Origin of the sequence: Methylorubrum extorquens, from assembly GCF_024169925.1 — a bacterium.
In the GTDB taxonomy this organism is placed as follows: domain Bacteria; phylum Pseudomonadota; class Alphaproteobacteria; order Rhizobiales; family Beijerinckiaceae; genus Methylobacterium; species Methylobacterium extorquens_A.
In genome coordinates this window covers 853,572-870,368 of record NZ_JALJXF010000001.1, presented here as the reverse complement: position 1 = coordinate 870,368, position 16,797 = coordinate 853,572, and the positions used below count along the sequence as shown (strand labels likewise).

13 protein-coding genes are annotated in these 16,797 nt (G+C 69.0%); 8 read left to right on the top strand and 5 right to left on the bottom strand.

All coding sequences use genetic code 11. The features are described from left to right. Positions 1–12: 12 nt before the first annotated feature. From bchL to bchF, 5 genes are read right to left on the bottom strand one after another with little or no spacing between them, the layout of a single operon-like run. A complete protein-coding gene (gene bchL / locus J2W78_RS04190; RefSeq protein ID WP_166061178.1) occupies positions 13–906 on the bottom strand; it encodes a ferredoxin:protochlorophyllide reductase (ATP-dependent) iron-sulfur ATP-binding protein in 894 nt (297 codons plus the stop codon). Continuing rightward, positions 903–4,619 (bottom strand): magnesium chelatase subunit H, encoded by a 3,717-nt coding sequence (locus tag J2W78_RS04185; RefSeq protein WP_253368271.1) that lies wholly within the window; start codon positions 4,617–4,619, stop codon positions 903–905. Before J2W78_RS04185 ends, bchL begins: the two co-directional genes overlap by 4 nt. Continuing rightward, a complete protein-coding gene (bchB, locus tag J2W78_RS04180; protein ID WP_253368269.1) occupies positions 4,594–6,189 on the bottom strand; it encodes a ferredoxin:protochlorophyllide reductase (ATP-dependent) subunit B in 1,596 nt (531 codons plus the stop codon). The genes J2W78_RS04185 and bchB overlap by 26 nt, the downstream gene beginning before the upstream one ends. Positions 6,190–6,194: 5 nt before the next feature. Next, positions 6,195–7,463, bottom strand: a complete 1,269-nt coding sequence (locus J2W78_RS04175; RefSeq protein WP_253368267.1) for a ferredoxin:protochlorophyllide reductase (ATP-dependent) subunit N — start codon at positions 7,461–7,463, stop codon at positions 6,195–6,197. Beyond that, entirely contained in the window at positions 7,460–7,963 is a 504-nt protein-coding gene (bchF, locus tag J2W78_RS04170) for a 2-vinyl bacteriochlorophyllide hydratase (protein ID WP_253368265.1), read from the bottom strand. The genes J2W78_RS04175 and bchF overlap by 4 nt, the downstream gene beginning before the upstream one ends. A 256-nt stretch (positions 7,964–8,219) precedes the next feature. Between bchF and J2W78_RS04165 the strand changes: the two genes are divergently transcribed. The 8 genes from J2W78_RS04165 (at position 8,220) to J2W78_RS04130 (ending at position 16,681) form a co-directional block, all read left to right on the top strand. Then, the gene (locus J2W78_RS04165; RefSeq protein WP_253373961.1) at positions 8,220–9,107 is read left to right on the top strand and encodes a cobalamin B12-binding domain-containing protein; all 888 of its coding nucleotides are present in this window, start codon (positions 8,220–8,222) and stop codon (positions 9,105–9,107) included. A gap of 27 nt (positions 9,108–9,134) precedes the next feature. Further along, positions 9,135–10,595, top strand: coding sequence for a transcriptional regulator PpsR (ppsR, locus tag J2W78_RS04160; RefSeq protein ID WP_253368263.1), 1,461 nt, complete (start codon positions 9,135–9,137; stop codon positions 10,593–10,595). A gap of 122 nt (positions 10,596–10,717) precedes the next feature. Then, the gene (gene chlG, locus J2W78_RS04155; RefSeq protein WP_253368261.1) at positions 10,718–11,605 is read left to right on the top strand and encodes a chlorophyll synthase ChlG; all 888 of its coding nucleotides are present in this window, start codon (positions 10,718–10,720) and stop codon (positions 11,603–11,605) included. Beyond that, the gene (locus J2W78_RS04150; protein WP_253368259.1) at positions 11,602–12,969 is read left to right on the top strand and encodes a BCD family MFS transporter; all 1,368 of its coding nucleotides are present in this window, start codon (positions 11,602–11,604) and stop codon (positions 12,967–12,969) included. Before chlG ends, J2W78_RS04150 begins: the two co-directional genes overlap by 4 nt. Positions 12,970–12,973: 4 nt before the next feature. Continuing rightward, positions 12,974–14,167 carry a geranylgeranyl diphosphate reductase gene (locus tag J2W78_RS04145; protein WP_253368257.1) on the top strand — a complete coding sequence of 398 codons (1,194 nt, stop codon included), beginning with the start codon at positions 12,974–12,976 and terminating at the stop codon, positions 14,165–14,167. After that, positions 14,164–14,673, top strand: coding sequence for a TspO/MBR family protein (locus tag J2W78_RS04140; RefSeq protein ID WP_253368255.1), 510 nt, complete (start codon positions 14,164–14,166; stop codon positions 14,671–14,673). The genes J2W78_RS04145 and J2W78_RS04140 overlap by 4 nt, the downstream gene beginning before the upstream one ends. Positions 14,674–14,676: 3 nt before the next feature. Further along, entirely contained in the window at positions 14,677–15,042 is a 366-nt protein-coding gene (locus tag J2W78_RS04135) for a hypothetical protein (protein ID WP_253368253.1), read from the top strand. Between the two features lie 43 nt (positions 15,043–15,085). Next, positions 15,086–16,681 carry a c-type cytochrome gene (locus J2W78_RS04130; RefSeq protein ID WP_253368251.1) on the top strand — a complete coding sequence of 532 codons (1,596 nt, stop codon included), beginning with the start codon at positions 15,086–15,088 and terminating at the stop codon, positions 16,679–16,681. Positions 16,682–16,797 lie beyond the last annotated feature (116 nt).

Here is a 16,797-nt window from a genome sequence, read left to right as displayed (position 1 = left end):
TCGAACCCAAGATCAATCGAAGCCAAGGAATTCGAACAGGTCGCGGTCCTTCATCGGCGCGGCCTCGCAGGGGTCGGCACCGGCCCAGAGCGTCTCCGCGAGCCGCATGTACTCGTCGGTGACGGCCTTCAGCTCCGGCGACGGGTCCATCTCGAACAGGGTCGATTTCTTCAGGCGCGAGCGGCGCACCACGTCGAGGTCGGGGAAATGCGCGAGACGGCGCAGACCCACCGCCGCGTTGAAGCGGTCGATCTCGTCGGTCCCCGCCGAGCGGTTGGCGATGACGCCGCCGAGGCGCACGCCGTAGTTCTTCGACTTGGAGTGGATCGCCGCGACGATGCGGTTCATCGCGAAGATCGAATCGAAGTCGTTGGCGGTGACGATCAGCGCCCGGTCGGCGTGCTGGAGCGGCGAGGCGAAGCCGCCGCAGACCACGTCGCCGAGGACGTCGAACACGACGACGTCGGTATCCTCCAGGAGGTGATGCTCCTTGAGGAGCTTCACCGTCTGCCCGACGACGTAGCCGCCGCAGCCGGTGCCGGCGGGCGGGCCGCCGGCCTCGACGCATTTCACGCCGTTATAGCCCTCGACCACGAAGTCTTCCGGCCGCAACTCCTCGGAGTGGAAGTTCACCGATTCGAGCGCGTCGATCACCGTCGGTGCGAGGCGCTTGGTCAGGGTGAAGGTCGAGTCGTGCTTCGGGTCGCAGCCGATCTGCAGGACGCGCTTGCCGAGCTTCGAGAAGGCCACCGACAGGTTCGAGGAGGTGGTGGACTTGCCGATGCCGCCCTTGCCGTAGACCGCGAAGACCTTGGCGGTCTCGATCCGGTCGTCCGGATCGAGCGAGACCTGCAGGCTGCCCTCCTCGCGGCGGATCGGGACCGGATTTCGGATGGCGATGTTCATGCCGCGACTCCTGCGGTGATGCCGGGTGTGACGCCCTCCAGCCGGTCTTCCAGTTCCTCCTCGGCACGGTCGAGCGCGTCGCGCATCGCCGGGTCGGGAGTCCAGAAGCCGCGGCGGTGAGCCTCGATCAGGCGGCTCGCGACCTTGGCGCAGGCCGTGGGGTTGAGGGTCGCCATACGGTCGCGCATCACGTCGTCGAGCACGAAGGTCTCGGTGATGCGCTCGTAGATCCAGGGTTGCACCGCGCCGGCGGTGGCGGACCAGCCGACGGTGTTGGTCAGCGTCGCCTCGATCTGGCGCACGCCCTCGTAGCCGTGGCCGAGCAGGCCCTCGTACCATTTCGGGTTGAGCATGCGGGTGCGAGTTTCCAACGCCACCTGCTCGTCGAGGGAGCGCACGCGCCCCTCCCCCCGGGTCTGGTCGCTGATGTAGATCGGCACCGCCTCGCCACGGGCGCGGGCCACCGCGCGGCCCATCCCGCCGAGCCCGTCGAAGTAGTGATCGACACTCGTGACGCCGAGTTCGACCGAATCGAGGTTCTGGTAGGCGAGATCGACCCGCGACAGCACCGCCTTCATCAGATCGCGCTGCGGTGCCGGACGGCCGGACCGATCGTAGGCGAAGCTCTTCCTGCGCGAGAACGTCTCGCAGAGTTCGTCCTCGTCGTCCCAGCGGCCGGACTCAACGAGATGGTTGACGTTGGCGCCGTAGGCCCCCTCGGCATTGGAGAAGACGCGCAGCGCCGCTGTCTCGAAGTCGCAGCCTTGCTCGGCCTGGATCGCCAGCGCGTGCTTGCGCACGAAGTTTTTCTCGATCGGCTCGTCGGCGCTGGCTGCCATGAAGCTCGCTTCCGCGAGCAGCTTGGTCTGCAGGGGCAGAAGATCGCGAAAGATGCCCGAGAGCGTGACCACGGCATCGATGCGCGGGCGGCCGAGCCTTTCGAGCGGGATCAGTTCGGCCCCCGCGAGGCGGCCGTAACCGTCGAAGCGGGGTGCGGCGCCGATCAGCGCCAGCGCCTGGGCGATGGGGCCGCCCTCGCTCTTCAGGTTGTCGGTGCCCCACAGGACGAGGGCGACACTCTCCGGCAGGGCCCGGCCTTCCGCGATGTGGCGATCCAGCACCCGCGCCACCTGTTTGGCGCCGTCCGCCAGCGCGAAGGCCGTGGGCAGGCGGTAGGGGTCGAAGCCGTGCAGGTTGCGCCCGGTAGGCAGGATGCCGGGATTGCGCAGAAGATCGCCGCCCGCGACCGGGGCGACGAAGCGCCCGTCGAGGGCCCGCATCAGCGCGGGCAATTCGCTGTCTTGGGCGAGGTCGGCATCGATCCGGGCGAGGTCGGCGAAGGCGCCCCGGTGGGTCTCGTCTGCCGGCAAACCGGCCGCAGCCAGCGACTCGCTGAGGGACGCGCCCGCGATCAGATGCTCGATCCCGGCGCGGGCCGGCTTGAGGCCGTGCGAGGCTTCCGCCAGGGCGAGCAGCAGATCGACGCGTTCCTCGCCGGCCATCCCCTGGCCGATCACGTGCAGGCCGTGCGGGATCAGCGTCTGTTCGAGTTCGAACAAAGCGGCGGCGAGCGCGGTGACATGCGGGGCGGGATTGCCCTCCCAGGCGGGATCGGCCGGCACGAGATCGACGGCTGCGCCCTGCGCCTGGATGATCGCGGCGAGCGCCGAGCGCTCGGCCGTGGCTTCCGGCTCAAGGCCGCGCCAGCGCTCGATCGAGGCCTTGAGATCGCACAAGCCGCGGTAGAGCCCGGCGGCGGCGAGACTCGGCGTGAGGTAGCTCACCAGCGTCGCGGCGGAGCGGCGCTTGGCGAGCGTGCCCTCGGACGGGTTGTTGGCGGCGTAGAGATAGATGTTCGGCAGCGCACCGATCAGCCGCTCGGGCCAGCAGGATTCCGACAATCCGGCCTGCTTGCCCGGCATGAATTCCAGCGCGCCGTGGGTGCCGAAATGCAGCACGGCGTCGGCCGAGAAATCCTCGCGCAGCCAGCGGTAGAAGGCGCTGAAGGCGTGGGTCGGTGCGAAGCCCTGCTCGAACAGCAGCCGCATCGGGTCGCCCTCGTAGCCGAAAGCGGGCTGCACCCCGACGAAGACGTTGCCGAACTGCGCACCGAGCACGAGGATGTCGGCGCCGTTGCTCTGGTGGCGGCCGGGCGCCGGGCCCCACTGCGCCTCGATCTCGGGCAGGTAGGTTTCGCGGCGGACGTGATCCTCGGCCGAGACGCGGGCATGGACGTTGGCCGGCGTGCCGTAACGGCTGGCGTTGCCGCTAAGAATTTTTTCGCGCAGCGCATCGACGCTGTCGGGCACTTCCACCGCGTAGCCGTCGGCCTTGAGACCGCGCAGGGTGTTCAGCAGCGAGGCGTAGACCGAGAGGAAGGCGGCCGAGCCGGTGGCGCCGGCATTGGGCGGAAAATTGAACAGGATCACGGCCAGACGCCGCTCGCGCTTCGGCCGCCGCCGCAAAGCCACGAGCCGATCGATCCGGGCGGCGAGCCGCTCGGCGCGCTCGGGATGCACGCGCATGTCACGGGCATTGCCGGGGCCGGAGGCCGAGGAGCGCCCGCCGAACACCATCGGCGCTGTGGCGCCGTCGAGTTCGGGGATCGCGACCATCATGGTCGCCTCGACCGGCGACAGGCCGCGCGAGCCCGCCTCCCACTGCTCGATCGTCTGGAATTCCAGGGCGTGGGCGGCGAGATAGGGCACGTCGAGCCGTGCCAGGGTCGCCTCCGCCGCCGCCGCGTCGTTGTAGGCCGGGCCGCCGACCAATGAGAATCCGGTGAGCGAGACCAGCGCGTCGATGGCCGGCCGGCCGTTGACCGTGAAGTAGGCGTCCACCGCCGGGCGGTTGTCGAGGCCAGCGGCGAAGGCCGGCACCACCGAGAGGCCCTTGGCCTCCAGGGCGGCGATGACGCCGTCGTAATGCGCCGTGTTGCCGGCCAGCACGTAGGAGCGCATCAAGAGCAGGCCCACGCGGCCCCGGGCGCCCGGCATGGTCGGCAGGGCGGACAGGCTCTCGCCGACGCGGCTCGCCATGCGCGGATGATAGAGACCGGTCTCCGGATAGTGCTGGGGCGCGGGTGCCGCGGCGATCTCGCGCCACACGGTTCGGGGGCCGGCGGCGTAGCGTTGCACGAGGAAGCGCACGAGGCTCGCCACGTTCTCGTCAGAGCCCGCGAGCCAGTATTGCAGGGTGAGGAAGTAGGCGCGCACGTCCTGCGCCGAGCCGGGGATGAAGCGCAGGATCTTCGGCAGCTTGCGCACCAGCGCCATCTGGCGGGCGGCATTGCCCTCCGCGCCCGGCTTGCCGCGCAGCCGCTTCAGGAAATCGAGGGCCGAGCGCTTGTTCCCGCTCATGTCGAAGCGGTTGAGTTTCGTCGTGCGTACGATCTCGGAGGCCGAGAGGCAGCCGATCATCGCATCGCAGCTCTCGCGGCGGGCGAGGATCGCCGGCAGGATCGCCCGGACGTGCTCGTCGAGGAACAGCATCGCCGAGACGACGATGTCGGCCCGCGCGATCTCTGCCTCGCAGGCACGGAGCGCGGCCTTGTCGGTCTCCCATTCCGCGGCGGCGTGGAAGCTCAGGCTCAGCCCCGGCATCTCCGCCGCGAGCCGCAGGCGCGCCCGTTCCACCGCGCTCGCCAAGTGATTGTCGAGCGTGACGATGGCGACGCGGATGGTGGGCCTATCGGCCGAAATGCGCCTTGGCATCGTAGAGGGTCTCGAGAGTGATGAGCGGGAGCTGCCGCTCTCGGGCGAAGCGCTCGGTGTTGGCGCGGGCCTTTCCGCGCACGAAGAACGGGATCTTCTTCAGCTCCTTCTCGGCATCGGGCGCCCACGGCGCGGTGCGAACCGCGTCGGCACCCTGGATCTGGATGGGGGATGGAACGGGCGCCGACGCGAGGGGGGGAGTCTTCGGCGCCCGTTCCACGGCGTCCGCCGTCCCGTTCGGCCCGCGGCCGAGATGAGACGGGGCGGCGCCATCGTGGAATTCGGGATCTTCGCGGAACATCCCGAGGAGATGTTCCTCCAGCCCCATCATCAGGGGGTGCACGAGGGTGTCGAACAGGACGTTGGCGCCCTCGAAACCCATCTGCGGCGAGTGGCGGGCGGGAAAGTCCTGCACGTGGATCGGTGCCGAGATCACCGCGCAGGGGATGCCGATCCGCTTGGCGATGTGGCGCTCCATCTGCGTGCCGAGCACGAGTTCGGGCGCCGCCGCCTGGATCGCCGCCTCGACGTCGAGGTAGTCGTCGGTGATCGTCGCCTCGATGCCGTGGAGTGCCGCTTCCGCTCGGACCTCGCGGGCGAATTCGCGGGTGTAGCTGCCGAGCCCGACGAGCTTGAAGCCGAGTTCGTGCGCGGCGACGCGGGCCAGGGCCAGCGCGTGTGTGGCGTCTCCGAACACGAAGACGCGTTTGCCGGTGAGGTAAGTCGAATCGACCGACCGGCTGTACCAGGGCAGGCGCGAGGGCGCGTCGGCGAGGACGGGGGCGGGATCGATCCCGGCCAGGGCGGCGACCGCTTCCACGAAGCGCGTCGTTGCGCCGACGCCGATCGGCACCACATCGACGAAGGGCTGCTGGAATGTCTTTTCCAGGTACTGCGCGGCGCTGCGCGCCACCTCGGGATAGAGCACGACGTTGAAGTCGGCTTCACCCAGCCGGACAAGATCCGCGGGCGTCGCGCCGAGCGGCGCAACCACGTTCACCGCGATCCCGAGGCCGTCGAGGAGGCGCCGAACCTCGATCAGGTCGTCGCGGTGACGGAAGCCGAGGGCCGTGGGGCCGAGGATGTTGCAGGCAGGGCGCCGCCCTTCGCGCGGGGCGCGCTCGCTCGGGGCGCCGGCCAGGGCGCGCACGAGGCGGTAGAAGGTCTCGGAGGCGCCCCAGTTTTCTTTCTTCTGGTAGGCCGGCAACTCCAGCGGGATCACCGGGATCGGCAGGGCGAGCGCCTTGGCGAGACCGCCCGGATCGTCCTGGATCAACTCGGCGGTGCAGGAGGCGCCGACGATCATCGCCTGGGGCTGGAACCGCGCGTAGGCGGCGGCGACCGCGTCCTTGAAGATCGCGGCGGTGTCGCGGCCGAGATCCTGCGCCTGGAAGGTGGTGTAGGTCACCGGCGGGCGCTTGGCGCGCCGCTCGATCATCGTGAAGAGCAGGTCGGCATAGGTGTCGCCTTGGGGGGCGTGCAGCACGTAGTGCAGCCCCTCCATCGCGGTGGCGACCCGCATGGCGCCGATATGCGGCGGTCCCTCATAGGTCCAGACGGTGAGCTGCATGGCCGCTACACCTCCAGCCGGGCGCGCCGGTCGAGCGGGCGCGCGAACAATTCGGCGAGGTCGCCCGCCTGCTCGTAGCCCTGGATCGGCGTGAACAGCAGTTCGATCGACCATTTCGTGGTCAGCCCCTCCGCTTCGAGCGGGTTGGCGAGGCCGAGGCCGCACACGGTCAAGTCCGGCCGCGCTGCGCGGCACCGGTCGAGCCCGTCGTCGAGGCTCTGGCCCTCCACTACGGCGGTGCCGTCGGGGAGCCAGTCGAGTTCGGCGGCAAGGTGGCCGCGATGCAGATAGGGCGTGCCGACCTCGATCAGCTCGGCACCCATCTCCCTAGACAGGAAGCGGGCGAGCGGCACTTCGAGCTGCGAATCGGGGAAGAAGAACACCCGCTTGCCGGCAAGCTTCTCGGCATAGGTGGCGAGCGCCTGATGCGAGCGGCGCAGGCCTGGCGCCGTCACCGCCTCGAACCGGGCGGAATCGACGCCGAAGGCTTCGGCCGCCGCGCGCAGCCACTCCGTCGTGCCCTCCGCACCCAGGGGAAACGGGGCGGCGATTCGCCGGGCTCCGCGCTCTTCCAGGGCCCGCGCGGTGTCGGCCAGGAAGGGTTGCGCCAGGAGAAAGCGCGTGCCGCGCCCGACCGGGGGCATCTGGCCGGCGCGTCGCGCCGGCAGGAAGCGCGCATCGATGCCGAGATCGGAGAACAGCCGGGCGAACTGATCCTCGACGACGTCGGCCAGTGCGCCGACGACGAGGAGTTCGTCCGTCGCCGTCGTCTCCGGCAGTTCCGGCACCAGGGAGGCGAGGCAGGCATCCTCGCCCTGCGTGAAGGTCGTCTCGATGCCGGAGCCCGAATAGTTCAGCACCCGCACGTCCGGGGCGAGCCGCCGCGACAGCCGCAGGGCCGCCCGCGACAGGTCGAGCTTGATCACTTCCGAGGGGCAGGAGCCGACGAGGAACAGCAGCCGGATGTCGGGCCGCCGCTCGATCAGCCGCGTCACCACCCGGTCGAGTTCCTCGTTCATGTCGGCGAGGCCCGCGAGATCGCGCTCGTCGATGATGGCGGTGGCAAAGCGCGGCTCGGCGAAGATCATCACGCCCGCCGCCGACTGGATCAGGTGGGCGCAGGTGCGCGAGCCGACGACGAGAAAGAACGCGTCCTGAATCTTCCGGTGTAGCCAGACGATACCGGTGAGGCCGCAGAACACCGCCCGCTGGCCGTGCTCGGCGCGGACCGCGACGCCGCATTCGGTGGAAGGAAGGGGCGCGTGGGCGTTCACCGAGCCACCTCACCTGCGAAAGAGAGGGAGGCCGGCGCTTCGAGCCGCGCCGCCCGGAGCTTCAGGAGGAACTGGCCGGCATTGATGAGGTAGGTGGCGTAGGCGGCGAGCGCGAGGACGAGCAATCCCTGCGTATCGAGCAGGTTTAAGCCGAGCGCCGCGAGATAGGCCGTGTGCAGCGCAAGCACGAGCATGCTGAACACGTCCTCCCAGAAGAAGGCCGGCGCGAACAGGTAGCGGCCGAACACGACCTTCTCCCAGATCGAGCCCGTGACCATGATCGCGTAGAGACAGAGGGTCTTGGCGACGACGGAGGCATTGGCGATGTCCGCCCCTTCCCCTGTGGCGAGCGTGCGCAGGACGAGGCCGAGACTCACGGCGAAGACGAGAAACTGCAGCGGAGCGAGAATCCCCTGCACCAGCGTCCAGGGCGACGCGTCGCGCCGCTGACGTTGTGCGCTCGTGTAGAGCGGTTGTTGCCGGCCTTGGTGCTGACGCATGGCGTCCGCCCTCGCTCGCCCTTCGGCCTCGTCTTCGGAGACCTCGATAGGCTGAGCCTAGGCCCGGCCACCCAAAAGTGTCAATCCAAGTTGACGGTTGTTGCAGATTACATTTCTTCCGAGCTGGGTGGGGTCGGGGATTGCCAATCGTGGGCGGAAGCGTATCGTTGGCCTACACGCGTCCGTTGCCTCGGCACCGATCAGCGCATTAAATTGCACGCTGCATCCACCGAGCCGCATCCTCAGGGAGACGCCCATGGGCGACTGGAGGCATTTCGGCGAGCGTCTCGAATTTCCCGCTGTGGCACCGGAATGCCGGGTCGTGGCCGAGCCGCTTGTCCCCTCTGCGTTTGAGCAGCAGCCCGACGGACTCGGGATGCGCCGGCAGCTGGCCAGCGTGGTCGAGGCCGAGATCCTGCCCCGGCTGATGCTGGCGCACCGTGAGCGGGCGACGCCCCGGCCCGCGGCCTCCGGCCGCCGGCCGACGCCCGACGAAGTCCAGCGCCTCAGCGATCTGCTTCTCGCCCGAACGGACACCGATCTCGCCCCCCACCTCCTGCGTGTCCTCGACGAGGGGCTGACCCTCGAAGGCGTGCTGGTCGATCTGCTGGCGCCGGTGGCACGGCATCTCGGGCAACTCTGGGAGGAGGATGCCTGTGATTTCGTAGATGTAACCGTGGCCCTCGGGCGCCTTCAGGCGGCGACGCGCGACTTGTGCGCGAGGCTTGAGAACGATGGCGTCGATCCCTCAGGGCGCAGCATCCTGCTGCTACCTTGCCCCGGTGAGACGCATATTTTCTGCCTGTCGCTGATCGCGACCATCTTCCGCGAATCGGGGTGGGACGTGACCACCACCGGTGCCCAATCGAACCTCGACGCGGCGGACCTCGTCCGCATGGAATGGTTCGACGTCCTCGGGCTGACGCTGTCCTGCGACGTGTTCATGCCCGCACTTGCGGAGCGGATTCGTGCCCTGCGCGGTGCTTCGTGCAACCCGCGGATCAAGGTGTTGGTCGGCGGCCCCTATTTCGCCCGGAATCCTGATCACGTCCGCCTCGTTGGCGCGGACGGCACGGCGGAAGATGGGCGTCTTGCACCGCTCATTGCGGAAAGCTTGCTTGAAATGCGGACGCGAGCCTGTTGATAAGGGCGCTTTCTGCGCCATCACAAAGTGTTGACCTTGAGCAGCTTGGCGAGCCCTTCTCCTCGGCGCCCCTCTTCGGCGCTGCAACAGGCGGCCGGTCTTCTCGATGGAGAAGCGGCCGGGCTGCTGATTGCCGCGACCTCCGATCTCTCGCTCGTCGTCGATCACCACGGCATCATTCGCGATACCACAGCCGGCCGGGGTGATCTCGAGGGCCAAGGCATCGAAGCTTGGCTCGGCAAGCCCTGGATCGACACCGTGACCGTCGAGAGCCGGCCGAAGATCGATGCGCTGCTTCGCGACGCGGCGCCCGGCACGATGACCCGCTGGCGGCAGGTCAACCATCCCTCTCCCTCCGGCACGGACCTGCCGATTCGCTATGCCACGCTCCGTCCGCGCAAGGACGGGCCGATCATCGTGGTCGGGCAGGATCTGCGGACGATCGCTGCGCTCCAGCGGCGTCTGGCCGAGACGCAGCAGGCGCTGGAGCGGGATTACGACCGCCTGCGCACCGCCGAGACCCGCTACAAGCTCCTGTTCCAGCTCTCCGGTGAGCCGGTCCTGGTCGTCGATGCCGGCACGCGGCGGGTGACGGAGATCAACCCGGCGGCGATGCGGCTGCTCGGCCGCCCGCAGAAGCGCGTGATCGGCCAGGATGCCGCCGATCTGTTCGATGCGGGCAGCCTACGGGAACTGCAAAACCTCTTCGCCGGACTGCGCGTCACCGGACAGGCGACGGATCTCGTCGCGCCTCTGGCCGGTGGCCGGGGCGATGTCCGGGTTTCCGCCTCCCTGTTCCGCGGCGAGGGCACGACCTCGGTGCTGTTGCGCCTCGCCACCCTCGTTCCGGCACTGCCCGAACGCATCGAGTTCGGCCGTGGCGCGCTCGACGTCATCCAGCGGATGCCGGAGGGCTTCGTCGTCACCGACGCTGGGCGACGTATCCTCGCCGCCAACACCGCCTTCCTCGATCTCACCCAGCACGCCACCGAGGAGCAGGTCCGCGGCCAGACCCTCGACAGTTGGCTCGGCCGCGAGGAAACGGACGCGCTCGCGCTGTTCACGATGCTGCGCGACCATGGCTCGGTGCGCCATTTCTCGACCGTGATGCGCGGTCAGTACGGCTCCGTGGAGGAGGTGGAGGTCGCCGCCGTCTCCACCTCTCACGCCGATCAGCCGTGTTTCGGCTTCACCGTCCGCGCGACGCCGCGGCGAGCGGCTCCGGTCCACGCCGGCGGCGGGCACGACCTGCCCCGCTCGGTCGAGCAGATGACCGAACTCGTGGGCCGCGTGTCCATGAAGGCCCTGGTGCGGGAGACGACCGACCTCATCGAGAAGCTGTGCATCGAGGCGGCCTTGCGAATCACGCGCGACAACCGCGCCTCAGCGGCGGAGATGCTCGGCCTCAGCCGTCAGGGTCTTTATGCGAAGATGCGTCGCTACGGCATCGGCGACCTCGACGGGAACGACCCTGAGTTGACGTCTTAGGCACTTTCCAAAAAATCGGCGCTATAATGCACCGGTGCGTCGGAGTTGACATCTTCGCCTTATTTTGAGGTGTGTGTAAAGCTTGCTTGACACATGCGTCGCCCCGCCGGTAGCTTTCCGCCATGGCAACGCCCGCGCCGAGCGCCATCGTCGAGCTTCTCAAGCCCATCACGTGGTTCGCACCGATGTGGGCGTTCGGCTGCGGGGTGATCTCCTCCGGTCAGACGCCGTCCGGGCAGTGGCTGGTCATCGCCGCGGGCGTCCTTCTCGCCGGGCCGCTGGTCTGCGCGACGAGCCAGGCCGCCAACGACTGGTTCGATCGCCACGTCGATGCCATCAACGAACCCGACCGGCCGATCCCCTCCGGGCGCATTCCCGGCCGGTGGGGCCTTTATCTCGCCGCCGGCTGGACGGTCCTGTCACTGGTCGTCGCCGCGCTGCTCGGGCCCTGGATCCTCGGTGCCGCCCTGTTCGGCCTCGTGCTCGCTTGGATCTACTCGGCGCCTCCGTTCCGGCTGAAGCAGAATGGCTGGTGGGGCAATTCGGCGGTGGCGCTCTGCTACGAGGGCCTGCCCTGGTTCACCGGCGCCGCGGTGATGGCCGCCTCGATGCCCGACCGGCGGGTGCTCCTCGTCGCCCTGCTCTACTCGGTCGGCGCGCATGGCATCATGACCCTCAACGACTTCAAGTCGGTGGAGGGGGACCGGGCCATGGGCCTGCGCTCGCTGCCGGTGCAGCTCGGCTCCGATCGCGCGGCGCGCTTCGCCTGCCTCGTCATGGCCGTGCCCCAGGTGGTGGTGGTTGCGCTCCTCCTCCATTGGGAACGGCCCTGGCATGCGGCGTTGATCGGCGCTCTGCTCGCGGGTCAGCTCGTGCTGATGACGCATTTCCTGAAGGCGCCCCGCGCGCGCGCAGCCTGGTACAACGGCACCGGCACGACGCTCTACGTTTTCGGCATGCTGGCCGCGGCTTTCGCCCTGCGCCCGCTCGTGCAAGGGCTGGCGCCATGACCCGCACGCCCGCCGCCGTCTCTCGATCTTTCTCCTGGCTCCAGATCGTCCGGCTCGGGCTTGTCCAGACCGCGCTCGGGGCGGTCGTGGTGCTGATGACATCGACCATCAACCGGGTGATGGTGGTGGAACTGGCGCTCCCCGCGATCGTGCCCGGCGCCCTCGTCGCTCTGCACTACGCCACGCAGGTGCTGCGTCCGCGATGGGGCTACGGCTCCGATGTCGGGGGGCGGCGCACGCCGTGGATCGTCGGCGGCATGGCCGCGCTCTGCCTCGGCGGTTTCGGCGCCGCAGCGGCGACGGCGCTCGCGGCGAGCCACCTCGCCGCCGGCCTCGCGCTTGCCGTCTTCTCCTTCCTGCTCGTCGGCATGGGTGCGGGCGCGGCGGGCACCTCGCTTCTCGTCCTGCTCGCGACCGGTGTCGACGCCGGGCGCCGGGGCGCGGCGGCGACCATCGTCTGGGTGATGATGATCGCCGGTTTCGCCGTGACAGCGCCGCTGGCCGGCCACTTCCTCGATCCGTTTTCGGGTGCGCGGCTCGTCGCCGTCTCGGGCACCGTCTCCCTCGTCGCCTTCGCCGTGGCTTGCCTGGCGGTGGCCGGCATCGAGCCGCGCCGCGGCGCGGCTGCCGCCGGCCGAGCCGAGACGAAGCCCCCCTTCCGCGCGGTGCTGGCGCAGGTGCTGGCCGAGCCCGCGGCCCGGCGCTTCACCCTGTTCATCTTCGTCTCGATGCTCGCCTACAGCGCGCAGGAACTGATTCTCGAACCCTATGCCGGCCTCGTCTTCGCGATGACGCCGGGGGCGACGACCAAGCTGGCCGGGCTTCAGCACGGCGGCGTGCTCGCCGGCATGCTGTTCGTGGCCGGCGTCACCGTGTTCGTCGGCGGGCCGGTGCTGGGATCGCTGAAGCTCTGGACGGCCATCGGCTGCGGGCTCTCGGCGCTGGCGCTCGGGACCATCGCCGCCGGTGGACCGATCGGACCCGACTTCCCCTTACGCGCGGCGGTGGCGGGCCTCGGCTTCGGCAACGGCGTCTACGCCGTGGCGGCGATCGGCTCGATGATGGCGCTGGCCGGGCGCGGCGGCGAGGCCGAGCGCGGCACTCGCATGGGCGTCTGGGGCGCGGCCCAGGGCGTGGCCTTCGGTGCCGGCGGCTTCATCGGTACGCTCGCGGTCGATCTCGCCCGCCTCGTCACCTCCGAACCCGTCACCGCCTATGCCGCGGTGTTCGCGGCGGAGGGCGTCCTGTTCCTCGCCGCTCTGCTCATCAGCCTGCGCGTCGAGCACGTCACCGTCGGCCGGCGGCGCAACCCGCTGACCGAGACGGCCTCCTTCCAGCTCAACCCCGGCTTCGAGGCGCGGTAACCCCATGACAGACCACGACGCTTCCGAAACCTTCGACGTCGTGGTGGTGGGGGGCGGCCCCGCGGGGTCGATCGCGGCCGCCGACCTCGCCGCCTCCGGGCGGCGGGTGCTGCTCCTCGACAAGGCCGGGCGGATCAAGCCCTGCGGCGGCGCGATTCCACCGCGGCTGATCCGCGACTTCGCGATTCCCGACGCGCAACTCGTCGCCCGCATCCGGTGTGCCCGGATGGTGGCGCCGAGCGAGCGAGCGGTCGACATGCCGGTCGGCGACGGCTTCGTCGGCATGGTCGATCGCGAGCATTTCGATCCGTACCTACGCGAGCGGGCGGCGCTCGCCGGGGCGGATCTGCGCGACGGTCTGTTCGAACGCATCTCCCGCGACGGCCCAGGTCTCACCACGGTGCATTACCGCTCCGGCAAGGGCGGCGAAGAACATCGGGCGCAGGCCCGTCTCGTCATCGGCGCCGACGGTGCGACCTCTACGGTCGGACGCGCCGAGATTCCGGGGCATGCCCGGATGCGCCAGGTCTTCGCCTATCACGAGATCGTCCGGCGCCCTGCGGATGCCGGACACGACGGCGCGCGCTGCGACGTCTACTATCAGGGCCGCCTCTCGCCGGATTTCTATGCCTGGATCTTCCCGCATGGCGACACCGTCAGCGTCGGCACCGGCAGCGCCCGCAAGGGCTTCTCCCTGCGCGGTGCGATCCGCGATCTGCGCGCCAGCACCGGCCTCGACGCCTGCGAGACGATCCGCCGGGAGGGCGCGCCGCTTCCGCTCAAGCCGCTGCGGCGCTGGGACAACGGACGCGACGTGTTGCTCGCGGGCGATGCGGCGGGCGTCGTCGCGCCGGCCTCCGGCGAGGGCATCTACTACGCGATGCTCGGCGGCCGCCTCGCTGCGGAGGCCGCGGGGGCCTTCCTCGCGACCGGCGATGCCCGCGCCCTCGCCCAGGCGCGGAAGCGGTTCATGCGGCTGCACGGACGCGTCTTCTGGATCCTCGGGATGATGCAGTGGGTCTGGTATCGCAGCGACACCCTGCGGGAGCGCTTCGTCTCGATCTGCAAGGACAAGGACGTCCAGCAGCTCACCTGGGACGCCTACATGAACAAGGAACTTGTGCGCGCAAAACCCGCCGCGCATGCACGGATCTTCTTCAAGGACCTCGCGCACCTGTTCCGCTGGGTCTCGCCGTGACCGGTCTGCTGGCTGGGGGTTGGGGACCGCCCGTCGTCGCCGTTCTCGTGGCGCTCGCCGTCGCGGTGGCAGGCGGGATCGCGACCCGGACGGACGCTTGGTATCGACGCCTACGCGTTCCCGGCTGGAAGCCGCCGGACTGGGCGTTCGGGCCGGTCTGGACCGTCATCTTCGTCCTCACCACCGCCTCCGCGATCATCGCCTGGAACGCCGACCCGGACCCGGCGGCGCGAGCCCGGCTCGTTGCGGTCTTCGCCGTCAACGGCGTGCTCAACATCGCGTGGAGCGTCGTCTTCTTTCGCCTGCGCCGGCCTGATTGGGCTTTCGCCGAGGTGCTGCTGTTGTGGCTCTCCATCCTCGCCGTGATGGTCACCGTCGCCCAAGCATCTCTGCCTGCAGCCCTGCTCAACCTTCCCTACCTCGCCTGGGTCAGCATCGCCGCTTGCCTGAACCTCACCATCGTCCGGCTCAATCCGCGCTTCGGGCGGCGCTTGAGGAGTGCGTGAGCGGTGGACGGCTTCTTCGCCACACTCTTCGCCTCCGGGCGGATCGTCGACGCCATCCTCGTGCTGGTGGCCCTGGAGGCGCTCGTGCTGCTCGGCGTTCGCGCCCGCTGGGGGCGCGGCCCGGCACCGGGGGCACTGCTGAGCAACCTCGCCTCCGGCGCGGCGCTGATGCTGGCACTGCGGGCGGCACTCACCGGTGCGGCGTGGCCCGGTGTCGCGGCTTGGCTGGCCGCGGCGCTCGCAGCGCATATCGCTGAAATGGTGATCCGTTTTCGCCGCGACGGAGCAACGGTCTCGTCGGACTGTGACAAGACGACATGGAACAACCGAAAGTGGCGAACGTTCGGTGCGCGTCCACCGGTGACTTAGAACTATTCTTTACCGAGGCCTTCGACATCTGGAGATCGGGTTCATGACACGCCTCACTGCCCTCGGCTCCGGTTGGTTCGCCCTTGCCGCCCTCCTCTCGGTCGGCGCGGCCAAAGCGCAGGAGGCTGATGCCGATCTGATCAAGCGCGGCGAATATCTGGCGACGGCGGGTGACTGCACCGCCTGCCACACCAAGGCCGGCGGCAAGTTCATGGCCGGCAACTTCAAGCTCGATACGCCGATCGGGGCGATCAAGACCCCCAATCTCACGCCGGACGACGAGACCGGCATCGGCAAGTGGAGCTACGAGACCTTCGAGAAGGCGTTCCGTCACGGCATCGGCGACGAGGGGGAGTATCTCTACCCGGCCTTCCCGTTCTCCTGGTACACCAAGGTTTCGGACGACGACACGAAAGCGATCTTCGCCTACCTCAAATCCCTCACCCCGGTGAAGGAGAAGCGGGAGGACAACGAGATTCCCTTCCCGTTCAACGTCCGCACTGCCCTGATCACGTGGCGCACCGCCTTCTTCACTGAAGGACGTTTCGAGCCCGATCCCAAGGCCAGCGCGGAGGTCAATCGCGGCGGGTACTTGGTCGAAGGCCTCGGCCATTGCGGTATGTGTCACAACGAGCGCAAGCTCGTCGGCAATTCGAGCTTGGCCGGCCGGTTCGGCGGCGGCGTCATCGACGGCTGGTACGCGCCCAACATCACCCCGGACGGGCATCAGGGCATCGGCGCGTGGAGCGACGAGGAGGTCGTGAGCTACCTCAAGACCGGCACCGCCCCCGGCAACCGGCCGGGCGTGGCCGCTGGCCCGATGCGCCAGACCATCGAAGAATCGCTCTCCAAGATGACCGACGCCGACCTAAAGGCGATGGTTGCCTATTTGCGCACGATCCCGGCCAAGCAGACCTACAAGGAGAAGGATCTCCAGGCGTTCAACGGGCCGGGCGCGCCGGGGGCGGACACTTACCTCACCTACTGCTCCTCCTGTCACCGGCCGGACGGCAAGGGTGTCGAGGGAGCGATTCCGGCTCTCGCCGGCAACACCTCGATCCAGTCCGGTGGCCCCGAGACGATCATCAACGTGATCGTCGGTGGTCTTGCGGCGCAGAGCGGCTACGCACCGATGCCGGCCATCGGCCAGGAAATGACCGACGATCAGATCAAGGACGTTACCGACTACATCCGCAACTCGTGGGGCAACAAGGCTCCGGTCGTGTCGGAAGTCGGTGTCGTCGCGACCGCGCGGGAAAAAATAAAGACGATGATGGCCGGTAATGCGCCCTGCTCGACCATCGAGAACGAAGGGCTGAAAGCCAGCATTGAGGAGGCCACCGGCGGCGACGCGCTGAAGGGGCTGAAACCGAACGATTTCGTTCCGGTCCTCGCCCGCGTTGCGCCAAAGGTGAAGGCTGCCGTGCCCGAGGCCGGCGACGACACTGTGGTCAACGGGCTGCTCTCGGCCTTCTGCAAGGCGAATCGCAGTGACAAGGATGCGGAGCCTCTGCCCTGGTCGACGACCATCGGCTCGTTCGGCAACGTTGCCTACAGCCAGGTCAAGAACCCGGAGAAGCGCGTGGAGGCCACGCCGGGCCAGCCGCCGGCCTCGGGGGCAACATCGCCGAAGCCTTGATTCCGGTTTTTTCGCACTACCATTGCCGGGTGCGGTCGCCGTTCCGTAACGCGTGGACGGTGGACCGCGAGGGATCGCACGACGGATCCCGACAGCCCTCGATGGGGAGTGTGAGC

What these genes read in the sequence shown, in the direction of transcription:
- bchL (WP_166061178.1), bottom strand. Translation starts at nt 906, where the DNA reads ATGAACATCGCCATCCGAAATCCGGTCCCGATCCGCCGCGAGGAGGGC.
- J2W78_RS04185 (WP_253368271.1), bottom strand. Translation starts at nt 4,619, where the DNA reads ATGCCAAGGCGCATTTCGGCCGATAGGCCCACCATCCGCGTCGCCATC.
- bchB (WP_253368269.1), bottom strand. Translation starts at nt 6,189, where the DNA reads ATGCAGCTCACCGTCTGGACCTATGAGGGACCGCCGCATATCGGCGCC.
- bchF (WP_253368265.1), bottom strand. Translation starts at nt 7,963, where the DNA reads ATGCGTCAGCACCAAGGCCGGCAACAACCGCTCTACACGAGCGCACAA.
- J2W78_RS04165 (WP_253373961.1), top strand. Translation starts at nt 8,220, where the DNA reads ATGGGCGACTGGAGGCATTTCGGCGAGCGTCTCGAATTTCCCGCTGTG.
- chlG (WP_253368261.1), top strand. Translation starts at nt 10,718, where the DNA reads ATGGCAACGCCCGCGCCGAGCGCCATCGTCGAGCTTCTCAAGCCCATC.
- J2W78_RS04150 (WP_253368259.1), top strand. Translation starts at nt 11,602, where the DNA reads ATGACCCGCACGCCCGCCGCCGTCTCTCGATCTTTCTCCTGGCTCCAG.
- J2W78_RS04145 (WP_253368257.1), top strand. Translation starts at nt 12,974, where the DNA reads ATGACAGACCACGACGCTTCCGAAACCTTCGACGTCGTGGTGGTGGGG.
- J2W78_RS04130 (WP_253368251.1), top strand. Translation starts at nt 15,086, where the DNA reads ATGACACGCCTCACTGCCCTCGGCTCCGGTTGGTTCGCCCTTGCCGCC.